This window comes from Azospirillum sp. OGB3 (assembly GCF_014192915.1).
Classification (GTDB): Bacteria; Pseudomonadota; Alphaproteobacteria; order Azospirillales; family Azospirillaceae; genus Azospirillum.
On sequence record NZ_JACHYN010000025.1, the window covers coordinates 53,262 to 64,311 of the forward strand.

Consider the following 11,050-nt stretch of genomic DNA (forward strand, 5'->3'; position numbering starts at 1 on the left):
CCCGGGTCACGCGACGACGATGCGGCCCTGCATGGCGTCGTGCGCCTGGCCGCAGTAGACGGTGCAGTACACGAGGTACTCGCCCGGCTTGGTGAAGGTGATGACCTGCTCGGCGACGGTGTTCGGCCGCAGGCGGATGATGCGGCTGGCGGAACCCAGCTGGATCGACGCGCCGTGCGTGATGTCGTCCGCCATCATGCGGAACCGGTACGCCTGCCTGGCCTTCAGCCGCAGCACGTCCGGGCTGTAGGCGAACTTCTGGGCCATCAGGTAGACGTCCACCGGCTCGCCACCGGCGTCATGGCCGTGATCGTGCCCCTCGGCGGCGTGGCTGTGCGTGGCCTCGCTGACGTGCGGGTTCACGCTGCCGTCCTCCTGCGTGTGCCGCTGGATGAAGTAGTCGTGCTCGAAGCGGAACTCCTCGGGCGCCATGCCCGCCGAAGCCCCGTGACCACCGTGGCTACCGGCCTCGGCGGGTGCTTCGGCGGCACCATGGCCGCCATGACCGCCGCCGTGAGCGTCGGGTTCGGGGGCAGCGGCCGTTTTGCCGCCGAAGGGGAGCGGCGCGGCCCCGAATGCCGCCCAGGCGCCGTACAGGGAGACGGCGCCGAATCCCAGTCCGGCGATGAAGCCGCGACGGGTCGTGAAATGCCTCTCAGACATCGTGAGAGTCCTCTGGTCGCGTGGTCGGAATCGCTCGCGAACGCCGACGGTCGGGCGGCGCGTGGCCGGGCGTCCGACGCAGGCGGCGTCAGGGCGCTCGGCCGATCAGAGGACGGTCTTCGGAGGGGGCGTGTCCGGTGCGATGTCCCGGGCGTTCGGGGCGTAGTCGGGCCGCGGGTGCCAGGACGTCTCCACCATCGTCACCGCGACGGCGGCGACATGGTCCGCCGGGGCTTCGGCCGCCGGGCAACACGGAGCCATGACCACGAGGGCGGCCTTGTGGGAGTCGCCGTGCGACGGGGCCGAAGGCGATGGCGTGTGATGGGAACGGTGGTCGATCGGCCCGCCATGGGCCTCCACATGCGCCATGGCTCCGCCCGCCGCGCCCACCAGGAGCGCGAAGGCGAACGCCAGAACGGCGAAGATGTGGCCCAACCGCGTCATGTCTGCCATCGTCACCAACGACCTGGGACCTCCCAGGCCATGCCAAGCGTAGCCCCTATCACAGGTCCGGGAATTGACCGGCATCAACCCGGCGCCGATGACCGGACAGGAGACGCGTTCGATTTTGCCCTTGACCTTCCAGCGGCTGGAAGGTGCAGGGTTCGTCTTGTGGCATCTCCGGTCTGTTCGAAGGTGCGGGTGGCATTCCGACGCACTCCTTCTCCGACGCTTGGTCGGGATCGTTGCCGAAGCCATCTGTTGTTGCAGGGGCCTGGAAACGGTCGTAGGTTTCCATAAGGGTGCGGTGGGCACTGCGGTGCCGCGCGGTTCCCACAAGATGAGGCAAACGCCATGTGGCGTGTGACGCGGTCGTCGGTGAGGAGGGTGGTGGTGAGCCTGCTGATGCTGGCCACGCTGCTCGTCTATGCCGCGCCGAGCCACGCCAACCTGGGGCCTCACCATGCGTCCCAGACTCCTCACGAGCACGCTCTGATCGACGACCACGGCGATGCCATCGCGACCGTCCCGGACCACGAGCACGAGGAGTCTCCGTGTGGGGACCTTGGCCTGCTCGACGAAGGGGCCTGCTGCAGCGTCGCTCAGTGCGTCACCATGCACGGAGGCCTCCCCGCTGCGATGGTCGAGGCGTTCACCCCGCGCCTGAACGCGTCCCAGCATCTGCCTGCCCTGGCCACGCCGGACGGCATCGGCATCGACCCGGCTATCCGCCCCCCGCTCTGACCATCTGACGCCACGAGTCCGCCCGCGCCCGACCTGAGCCTCGGCTCGGCGAAGGACGCCGGTCCCGGCCCTCGTGCGCTTGGCTTTTGCGTCCCCGGCGCTCCCGCGTGGAGTCCGTCCGGGATGGCTCGAACCCGATGTTCAGAATGCGCTCGATGATGGGCGGCATGTCGGGCCAGCAGGACGGCCAAGCCGGGATGATGGGGTCCGGGATGATGGGGCCCGGCATGATGTCCATGATGCGACAGATGATGATGGGCCAGCAGGGTGGAATGGGCTTGCCCTTCGAGCACGTCGAGGGCCGCATCGCGTTCCTGAAGGCCGAACTCAAGATCGCCGACGCCCAAGCACCGCAGTGGAACGCCTTCGCCGACAGCCTGCGGGCGAACGCCAAGGCCCATCAAGCCATGCACGAGCAGATGACCAAAGGCGGCATGCCCACCTCCTGGCCCGACCGGCTCGCTTTCCAGCAGAAGGCGCTCGCCACCCGGCTCGACGCCCTGAAGGCCCTGGAGTCCGCCGCCAAGCCGCTCTACGCCGTGCTGACCGACGAGCAGAGGACGCTCGCGGACCGGCTGCTTCCCGGCCCCATGGGCATGATGTGAGGAGGCGGCCATGACGCACCACGAACACACCCATCACGCTCCCGAGCCGCAGGCGCGCACGCCCTGGTACCGGACCTGGACCGGCTTGGCCGGACTCGGCGCGGCCGCCCTGGCGGCGGTGTACCTGTCGCTCTTCCACGTCGACCATGCACTCGACGCGCTTCCGCTTCTCGTCCTGCTCCTGTGCCCGCTGATGCACCTGTTCATGCATGGCGGTCACGGGCATGGCGGCCACGGCGGGAATGGTGACGCCGACCGGCCGAACAAGCGGGGCACGCCATGATGCACGAAGCCTCGGCCTATGGTCTGTGGATGCTGGTCGCCCTCAACTCGGCCATCTTCATCATCTTCGCCTTCAGCTTCGGCAAGCCGCAGTCGCCCTGGGACTGGCGGTCCTTCGGGGCGTTCAGCGCCTTCATCGTGGCCCTGTTCACCGAGATGTACGGCTTCCCGCTGACCATCTACCTGCTCTCGGGCTGGCTCCAGACCCGCCATCCGGGCCTCGACCTGCTGTCGCACGACGCCGGGCACCTCTGGTCGACCGTCTTCGGCCTGGAGGGCAACCCGCACTTCAACGTGCTGCACATCCTCAGCAACGTGCTGATCCTCGCGGGCTTTGTCCTGCTCTCGGCGGCCTGGAAAGTGCTCCACGCGGCGCAGAAGCAAGACCGGCTCGCCACGACGGGCGTGTACGCCCATGTCCGGCACCCGCAGTACATCGCCTTCATCGGCATCCTGTTCGGCTTCCTGCTCCAGTGGCCGACCATCCTGACGCTGGCGATGTTCCCGCTGCTGGTCCTGATGTACGTCCGTCTGGCCCAGTCCGAGGAGCGGGAAGCCCTCCGGGTGTTCGGCGCCGAGTACGAGCGTTACGCCGCGGTCACGCCGGGTTGGCTTCCGCGTCTCTCCTCCCGTGGGCCGAACCACCCCAGAGTGGGAGGGTCGTTCGGTGCGTGATTCTGGGTGGACGCTCATGAAGCAAGCGGCGGCAACGACCGTCGCCGTGTGCCTGCTGGCGCTCCCGGCCGGAGCGCAGACGCTTCGGGACGCGGTCGAGGGCGCCTGGAGGCTCAATCCCGAAGTCAGGAGCCTGGAGGCCCAGAGGGCCGTGGCCACCGCCCGGCGCGGCGCCGGGGAGGCGCTGGTCCCGGCCGCTCCGGCGGTCACGCTGCGGCACACGAGCGACTACTTGAACCGGAACATCGGACGGCGCGAGTACGAGGCCGAACTCGGCGTCCCGCTCTGGCTGCCCGGCCAGGGAGCGGCGACCGTCCGGGCCGCCGACGCGCTGCAGGCGCGCACCGACGCCGAGATCGCCGTGCGCCAGCTGGCGGTCGCCGGGGAGGTCCGGACGGCCCAGTGGCAGGTCGCGCTGGCCGAGCGCCGCGCCGAGCTCGCCCGGCAGCGCCTCAAGGTCGCCCGCCAATTGGAGGCCGACACCCAGCGGACCGCCCGGGCCGGGGAGACCTCGGAGGCCGATCACCAGCTGGCCCGCGCCGAAGCCCTCTCCGTCGCCACGGACCTCCGCGACGAGGAACTGGCCCTGGAGGAGGCCCGTCAGGCGTTCCGGACGCTCACAGGGATGGCGCCCCCGAAGGCGGCACCGGAGCCGGACATCGGCGAGCCGCCGCTTGAGCAGCACCCGTCGCTTCTGGCGGCGCAGCTGGGCGTGCGGGCCGCGCAAGCCCAGCGCCAACTGGTGGACCTGACGACGCGCGACAACCCGGAGGTCGGGCTGATGGCCCGCCGCGAGCGCGACAGCCGCGAGGAACGCTACGACACCGTGTTCGGCGTCTCCGTCCGCATCCCGTTCGCGGTCGAGGCCGTGAACGCGCCCAAGCGGGCCGAGGCGCTGAGCGAGGTCGTCCGCTCCGAGGCCGAGCAGGCCAACGCGACCCGCACGGTCGAGTCGGACATCCGGCAAGCCCGCCTCGCCCACCAGGCGGCGAGCGAGCGCTTGTCGATCGCCCGCGACCGCGCTGCTGCCCTCAGGGCACGCCTGTCGAACATTGAGCGCGCCCGGAGGGTGGGCGAGATCAGCCTCGTCGAGCACGTGCGCGCCCAAGAGGCGGCCTTCGAGGCCGACCTCGCCCGCGCCACCGCCGAAGTCCAGCTCGGCGCCGCCCGCGCCCGTATGAACCAGTCCCTCGGAGTTCTCCCATGACCACCCGACGCCTTCTTGCCGCGACCGCCGTCGCCGCGAGCCTTGCCGCGCCGGTCGCCGCTCCCGCCCACGAGGGCCACGCCCATGGCGGCGAGGAGCCCAAGCCGGTCGTCACGACGGCCGCCCCCACCCTGGAGACGTCCTCGTCCGACTTCGAACTCGTGGCGGTCGCCCAGGGAAGGACCTTGCTCGTCCATCTGGACCGCTTCGCCACCAACGAGCCCGTGAACGGCGCCACCGTCGAGGTGAGCGCCGATGGTGAGGCCGCGACGGCCTCGCCCGTCTCCGGCGAGGAGGGCGTTTACCGCCTCGACCCGTCCTGGCTCTCCAAGCCGGGATCCCATGAAGTGACCGTTTCCGTCACCGCAGCCGACGCGGCCGACCTGCTGATCGGTACCCTGGAGGTTCCGGCGTCCGCGGCAGAGGGGCAGACCGGCGGTGCGCAGGGTGTTTCCGCCGTCCTCGGGCAGGTCCGGAACGATTCCGGCCTGATGCTGGGGGCGGTCATGGTCTTCCTGCTCGGGGTCCTGACCACCGTTGCCCTGACCCAGCGTGGACGCACACGGACGGTCGCGGGCGCCGCGCTGGTCGGCATCGGCCTGCTGTTGGCGAGCGGCGCCGCCTTCGCCCACGGCGGCGAGGACCACAGCCACGGCGACGAGGACAAGGGCAAGGCGGCGGCCGTCCCGACGGGGGCGACCGGCGCTTCGGAGAGCCCGCGACGCCTGCCGGACGGCAGCCTGTACGTGCCCAAGCCGTCACAGCGCCTGCTGTCGGTCCGCACCATTGTCGCCAAGCCGCAGGAGGCGGCGCAGACGGTGCAGCTGATCGGCCAGGTGATCGCCGACCCAAACGGCGGCGGCCACGTCCAGGCCACGCAGAGCGGTCGCATCGAGCCGGGGGACAAGGGGCTGCCCTACGTCGGCCAGCGGGTCGAGGCCGGGCAGATCCTCGCCTACATCGCCCCCGCCGTGACCTTTGTGGACCGCAGCGGCATCCAGCAGCAGATCGCGACGGTCGAGCAGGAACTCGTCATCGCCGAATCCCGCCTTCAGCGTTTGCGGAAGCTGGAAGGCAGCGTGCCACAGCGCGACATCGAAGAAGCGGAAGCCAACCTCAACGGTCTGCGCAAGCGCCGGGCCGCTCTGTCCCCCGCGCTGACGACCAAGGAAGCCCTGCGGGCGCCCATCTCCGGGGTGGTCACGGCCAACAACATCAAGGCCGGACAGGTGGTCGAGGGGCGCGACCAGGTGCTGTTCGAGATCGTCGACCCGTCGCGGCTGATGGTCGAGGCGGTCGCCTTCGATCCCCGGGTGGCGAACGCCATCAAGGCGGCCACGGCGATGACGGCCGACGGCACCAGCCTGTCCCTGGAACTCCTCGGCTCCAGTCTCGCGCTGCGCCAACAGGCGATCCCGCTGCTCTTCCGGATCGGCAATCCGCCGTCGGGGCTCGGCGTCGGCCAGCCGGTCCGGCTCGTCGCCCAGGTGCAGGGCACCGCGTCGGGCATCGTCCTGCCGCGGCAGAGCGTGGTGCGCAACGCCAGCGGCCAGCCCATCGTCTGGCAGCACGACACCCCGCAACGCTTCGTCGCCCGCCCGGTGCGCACGCAGCCGGTTGACGGGAACACGGTGCTGATCCTGGCGGGCGTCGAGCCGGGGGCGCGCATCGTCACCGACGGCGCCGGTCTCCTCAACCAGGTCCGGTGAGGAGCGCCCCGCCATGTTCAACGTCCTCGTCAACACCAGCCTGCGCAACCGGCTCTTCGTCCTGGCCGCCGCGGCGATCCTCGTCGTCTACGGCTCGTTCGTCCTCAAAGACCTGCCGATCGACGTCTTCCCCGACCTGAACAAGCCCACGGTCACCCTGATGACGGAGGCCGAGGGGCTGGCGCCGGAGGAGGTCGAGCAGCTGGTCTCCTTCCCGCTGGAGACCTCGATGAACGGCATGCCGGGCATCACCCGCGTGCGCTCGGTGTCCGGCGTCGGGCTCAGCATCGTCTTCGTCGAGTTCGACTGGGGCACGGACATCTATCGCAACCGCCAGCAGGTCGCGGAACGCCTCGCCATCGTCCAGGGGCAGCTTCCGCCCAACGTTCGGCCGCAGATGGGGCCGATCTCCTCCATCATGGGCGAGATCATGCTGATCGCCATGTCCGGCGACGGCGTCGGCCCGATGGAGGTCCGTGAACTCGCCGACTGGGTGGTGCGGCCGCGCCTGCTCGCCATTCCCGGCGTCAGTCAGGTCATCCCGATCGGCGGGGAAATCCGGCAGTACCGCGTCGCGCCCGACCCGGCGCGGCTGCACGACCTGGAGATCACCACGGACGAGTTGGTGAAGGCGCTCCAGCAATTCTCGGCGAACACCGGTGGCGGCTTCATCGACCAGCATTCCCAGGAGTACCTGATCCGCAACATCGGCTGGACGACCCGGCTGGAGGACCTGCGCAACCTCGTCGTCGCCTACAAGACGGGGCAGCCCATCCTGCTCCACCAGATCGCCGCCGTGGATTTCGCCGCCCGCGTGAAGCGCGGCGACGCGGGCGTCAACGGCAAGCCCGCCGTGATCCTGTCCGTCCAGAAGCAACCCGGCGCCGACACCACGACATTGACCGCCGAGGTGGAAGCCGCCCTAGGCGACTTGGCGAAGTTCCTGCCGAAGGGCGTCCACGCCGATGAGATCCTGTTCAAGCAGGCCAACTTCATCCAGACCTCCATCGGCAACGTGGAGAAGGTCCTGCTGGAGGCGGTCGCCGTCGTGGCGGTGATCCTTTTCCTGTTCCTGCTGAACGTGCGGACGACGTTCATCTCGCTGACCGCCATCCCGATCTCGATCCTGATCACCGTGCTGGTGTTCAAGGCGTTCGGCATGTCGATCAACACCATGACGCTGGGCGGCCTCGCCATCGCCATCGGCGAACTCGTCGACGACGCCGTGGTGGACGTTGAGAACATCTACCGGCGCCTCGGCGAGAACCGGCGGGCGGGCAACCCGCGGCCCGTCCTGGAGGTGGTCGCCTCGGCCTCGCAGGAGGTGCGCTCGGGCATCGTCTACGCCACGGTCATCATCATCCTGGTGTTCGTGCCGCTGTTCGCCCTGTCGGGCATCGAGGGGCGGCTGTTCGCGCCCCTGGGCGTGGCCTACATCGTCTCCATCCTGGCCAGTCTCATTACGGCGATCACCGTCACGCCGGTGCTGTCTTACTACCTGTTGCCACGCCTGAAGCGGCTGGAGGAGCACGACAGCTGGTTGGTCCGCAAGCTGAAGGCCGGGAACGCCCGGCTCCTGGGCTGGGCCTTCGCCAACCCGGGGACGCTGTTCGCCACGGTGGGGGCCGCCGTCCTGATCGCCGCGGCGACGGTGCCGAGCCTGCCACGCGCCTTCCTGCCGCCGTTCAACGAGGGCACACTGACCATCTCCATGGTGCTGAACCCCGGCATCTCGTTGGCCGAATCCAACCGGGTCGGGCTGGCGGCGGAGAGGCTGATCATGCAGGTGCCCGAGGTGGCCTCCGTCGGGCGCCGCACCGGGCGCGCCGAACTCGACGAGCACGCCGAGGGCGTCCACTCCAGCGAGATCGACGTCGACCTGAAGCCGTCCGAACGCAACCGGGCCGAGGTGCTGGCCGACGTGCGCGCCCGGCTGGCCGCCCTGCCGGTGTCGGTGAACATCGGCCAGCCGATCTCCCACCGGCTCGACCACATGCTCTCCGGGGTGCGGGCGCAGATCGCGCTGAAGGTCTACGGCGAGGATCTCGACACCTTGCGCAGCCTCGCCGGGCAGCTTCAGCAGAAGCTCGCGGGCGTACCCGGGCTGGTCGACCTCCAGATCGAGAAGCAGGTGCGCATCCCGCAGGTCCAGGTGGTCGTGGACTACGAGCGGGCGGCGCTCTACGGCGTCACCCCGTCCATGGCGACGGAGGCGCTGGAGAGCCTGTCCAACGGCCGCGTGGTGTCGGAGATCGTCGACGGCACCCGGCGTTTCGACGTCGTGCTGCGCCTGTCGGACGAGGACCGCACCACCAGCGGCCTCGCCAACCTGCTGGTCGAGACCCCGGCGGGCCGGGTGCCGCTCAGCCTGTTCGCCTCGGTCGAGGAGACGGACGGCCCTAACCAGATCCTGAGGGAGAACGGCAAGCGCCGCATCGTCATCCTCGGCAACTCCGACGGCCAGACGGACATGGCCCGGATCGTCGCGGGCATCCGCGACGTGGTCGCCCGGTCGCCGCTGCCGCCGGGCTACTTCACCAGCTTGGAAGGCACCTTCCAGGCCCAGGAGGAGGCGTCCAAGACCATCGCCGCGCTGTCGCTGGTGTCGCTGGCGATGATTTTCCTGGTGCTGTACAGCCGGTACCGCTCGGCGGTGCTGGCGCTGATCATCATGGGCAACGTGCCGCTGGCCCTGATCGGCAGCGTCGCGGCGCTGTGGATCGCCGGGCAGCCGCTGTCGGTCGCCTCGATGATCGGCTTCATCACGTTGACCGGCATCAGCACGCGCAACGGCATCCTGAAGATCAGCCATTACATCAACCTGGTCCTGCACGAGGGCGAGACCTTCGGCAAGGCCATGGTGATCCGGGGCAGCCAGGAGCGCCTGACGCCGGTGCTGATGACCGCGCTGTCGGCGGGCGTGGCGCTGGTGCCGCTGCTGATCGGCGCCGACGCGCCAGGCAAGGAGATCCTGCACCCGGTTGCCGTCACCATCTTCGGCGGGCTGGTGAGCGCCACCCTGCTCGACACCGTCCTGACCCCAGTCCTCTTCCTCAAGCTCGGCGAGACGCCGCTGAACCGTCTGGTCGCCGCCCAGGCCGGTTCGCTGCGCCCGGCCGAGGCCTACTGATCCCCTCACCCCGTCCATCCGGAAGGAAACCACACCGTGAAGTTCTCGACCCTCCTCCTCGCCGCCGCCCTGTTCACCGCCCCGGCCACGGCCTTCGCCGACGGCCCGAAGATTGGTCCGAACGGTGGCCAGCGCGCCGACGCGGGCCCCTACCACGTCGAAGTCGTGCTCAAGGGCAACGACGTCGTCCTGTACGTGACCGATGGTGCCGACAAGCCGGTGGATGTGACCGGCGCCAAGGCCGAGGCGACCGTCCTGGCGAACAAGCAGACCCAGAAGGTCGCGCTCGAGCCCGCGGGCGGCAACGCCCTCAAGGGGCAGGCGAACCTCGGCGGCGCGCATGACAGCGTCAAGGTGGTCACCGCGCTGACCATGCCCGGCCAGAAGCCGGTGCAGGCCCGCTTCGAGATGGGCCACGCGGGTCACTGATACGGTTGGAAGATGATCGCTTTCATCATTCTCCAACCGTGAAACCAGGCAAATCAATGCTTTAGAATTGATCGAGAGGTCATGCCGACGGCGCCTTCAGGTGCCGTCGGCATGAGATCGGCATGGGCGGCATGAGGCTCCCCGCCCCATGCCGCCCCGCAAGCAAGGAGATGCGCGATGAGCGCCAAGAAGAAACTCGCCACGATGGCTGCCGCCCTGCTGGTCGGTGCCGTGATCGCCGGACCGGTCCGGGCGGCCGAGACCCTCAAGCTGAACGAGGTCTCGCACCTCCACGGGATTGCCGTCGACCCCGCAGACCCGTCGCGCCTGTATCTCGCCTCGCATCACGGCGTGTGGCTGACCAACCCCGACGGCACGGCCACGCGGGTATCCGACAACCGTTGGGACTACATGGGGTTCACACCGAATCCGGCGCAGCCCGACGCCTTCTTCGCCAGCGGTCACCCGGAGAGGGGCGGGAACCTCGGCGTCCTCGTCTCGACCGATGGCGCGAAGACCTGGAAGCGGGTCTCGGCGGGTGTGAACGGGCCCGTGGACTTCCACGCCATGGACGTCAGCCCGGCCGACCCGACGGTGCTGTACGGGCACTACGGCAGCGTCCAGATCAGCCGCGACGCCGGGAAGACCTGGGAGGTGACCGGCAAGCCGCCCGCCGACATGTTCGACCTGGCGGCCTCCTCGAAGGAGCCGAACACCGTGTACGGCGCCACGCGCGCCGGACTGATGGTGAGCCGCGACGCAGGCAAGACGTGGCAGGCCGCCCACATCGTGCGGCGCCCGGCGACCATGGTCGCCACCACGAAGGACGGCGCCGCCTACGCCTACCAAGTCGGCACCGGCCTGCTCAAGACGACCGAGCCGAGCCTCGCGTGGCAACCGGTCAGCAACGGCTTCGGTGACGCCGTCCTGCTGCACCTTGCGGTCGACCCGACCAACCCGGACCAGCTCTACGCCGTGACCGACAAGAGCGCCATCCTGACCAGCCAGGACGGCGGCAAGACCTGGAAACCGTTCCGGCCGTGATGTGCCGGGGGATGTGGTGATGAAGGGTAAGCGGAGCGTGATCGCACCGGATCAGGCGTTGACGGCCGGCTTCCAGTTCCACGGGAGCAGGTCGGCGACACGGCTGGCGGGATAGCCGTTC

General features: G+C 69.5%; 11 protein-coding genes. 9 read left to right on the plus strand and 2 right to left on the minus strand.

The genetic code is table 11. The features are described 5' to 3' along the window. Positions 1–6 precede the first annotated feature (6 nt). Positions 7–663: a hypothetical protein gene (locus FHW79_RS29435; RefSeq protein WP_183182219.1), complete on the minus strand. Its 657-nt coding sequence runs from the start codon at positions 661–663 to the stop codon at positions 7–9. Between the two features lie 105 nt (positions 664–768). After that, on the minus strand, positions 769–1,107 hold the full coding sequence (locus FHW79_RS29440; RefSeq protein ID WP_183182220.1) for a hypothetical protein: 339 nt from the start codon (positions 1,105–1,107) through the stop codon (positions 769–771). A 390-nt stretch (positions 1,108–1,497) separates the two neighbouring features. Here FHW79_RS29440 and FHW79_RS29445 point away from each other — a divergent pair, with 390 nt between their 5' ends. The 9 genes from FHW79_RS29445 to FHW79_RS29485 all read left to right on the plus strand — a co-directional run bounded on the left by FHW79_RS29445 (position 1,498) and on the right by FHW79_RS29485 (position 10,929). Continuing rightward, positions 1,498–1,848 (plus strand): hypothetical protein, encoded by a 351-nt coding sequence (locus FHW79_RS29445; protein WP_183182221.1) that lies wholly within the window; start codon positions 1,498–1,500, stop codon positions 1,846–1,848. Between the two features lie 137 nt (positions 1,849–1,985). Further along, a complete protein-coding gene (locus FHW79_RS29450) occupies positions 1,986–2,453 on the plus strand; it encodes a Spy/CpxP family protein refolding chaperone (protein WP_211108543.1) in 468 nt (155 codons plus the stop codon). A 10-nt stretch (positions 2,454–2,463) separates the two neighbouring features. After that, positions 2,464–2,736 carry a DUF2933 domain-containing protein gene (locus FHW79_RS29455; RefSeq protein WP_183182222.1) on the plus strand — a complete coding sequence of 91 codons (273 nt, stop codon included), beginning with the start codon at positions 2,464–2,466 and terminating at the stop codon, positions 2,734–2,736. Further along, entirely contained in the window at positions 2,733–3,410 is a 678-nt protein-coding gene (locus tag FHW79_RS29460; protein ID WP_211108544.1) for an isoprenylcysteine carboxylmethyltransferase family protein, read from the plus strand. Before FHW79_RS29455 ends, FHW79_RS29460 begins: the two co-directional genes overlap by 4 nt. A 16-nt stretch (positions 3,411–3,426) precedes the next feature. Then, a complete protein-coding gene (locus FHW79_RS29465) occupies positions 3,427–4,617 on the plus strand; it encodes a TolC family protein (protein ID WP_183182223.1) in 1,191 nt (396 codons plus the stop codon). Further along, positions 4,614–6,326 (plus strand): HlyD family efflux transporter periplasmic adaptor subunit, encoded by a 1,713-nt coding sequence (locus FHW79_RS29470; RefSeq protein ID WP_183182224.1) that lies wholly within the window; start codon positions 4,614–4,616, stop codon positions 6,324–6,326. Before FHW79_RS29465 ends, FHW79_RS29470 begins: the two co-directional genes overlap by 4 nt. 13 nt (positions 6,327–6,339) lie before the next feature. Continuing rightward, positions 6,340–9,456: an efflux RND transporter permease subunit gene (locus tag FHW79_RS29475; RefSeq protein ID WP_183182225.1), complete on the plus strand. Its 3,117-nt coding sequence runs from the start codon at positions 6,340–6,342 to the stop codon at positions 9,454–9,456. A gap of 36 nt (positions 9,457–9,492) precedes the next feature. After that, complete coding sequence (locus FHW79_RS29480; RefSeq protein ID WP_183182226.1) at positions 9,493–9,885, plus strand: hypothetical protein; 393 nt, start codon at positions 9,493–9,495, stop codon at positions 9,883–9,885. 177 nt (positions 9,886–10,062) lie between these two features. Then, positions 10,063–10,929, plus strand: coding sequence for an exo-alpha-sialidase (locus tag FHW79_RS29485; RefSeq protein WP_183182227.1), 867 nt, complete (start codon positions 10,063–10,065; stop codon positions 10,927–10,929). The last annotated feature ends 121 nt before the right edge of the window (positions 10,930–11,050 follow it).

Excerpts from the sequence above, each read along its gene's own strand:
- FHW79_RS29450 (WP_211108543.1), top strand. The coding sequence starts at position 1,986 with ATGTTCAGAATGCGCTCGATGATGGGCGGCATGTCGGGCCAGCAGGAC.
- FHW79_RS29470 (WP_183182224.1), top strand. The coding sequence starts at position 4,614 with ATGACCACCCGACGCCTTCTTGCCGCGACCGCCGTCGCCGCGAGCCTT.
- FHW79_RS29435 (WP_183182219.1), bottom strand. The coding sequence starts at position 663 with ATGTCTGAGAGGCATTTCACGACCCGTCGCGGCTTCATCGCCGGACTG.
- FHW79_RS29440 (WP_183182220.1), bottom strand. The coding sequence starts at position 1,107 with ATGACGCGGTTGGGCCACATCTTCGCCGTTCTGGCGTTCGCCTTCGCG.
- FHW79_RS29475 (WP_183182225.1), top strand. The coding sequence starts at position 6,340 with ATGTTCAACGTCCTCGTCAACACCAGCCTGCGCAACCGGCTCTTCGTC.
- FHW79_RS29455 (WP_183182222.1), top strand. The coding sequence starts at position 2,464 with ATGACGCACCACGAACACACCCATCACGCTCCCGAGCCGCAGGCGCGC.
- FHW79_RS29465 (WP_183182223.1), top strand. The coding sequence starts at position 3,427 with ATGAAGCAAGCGGCGGCAACGACCGTCGCCGTGTGCCTGCTGGCGCTC.
- FHW79_RS29460 (WP_211108544.1), top strand. The coding sequence starts at position 2,733 with ATGATGCACGAAGCCTCGGCCTATGGTCTGTGGATGCTGGTCGCCCTC.
- FHW79_RS29485 (WP_183182227.1), top strand. The coding sequence starts at position 10,063 with ATGAGCGCCAAGAAGAAACTCGCCACGATGGCTGCCGCCCTGCTGGTC.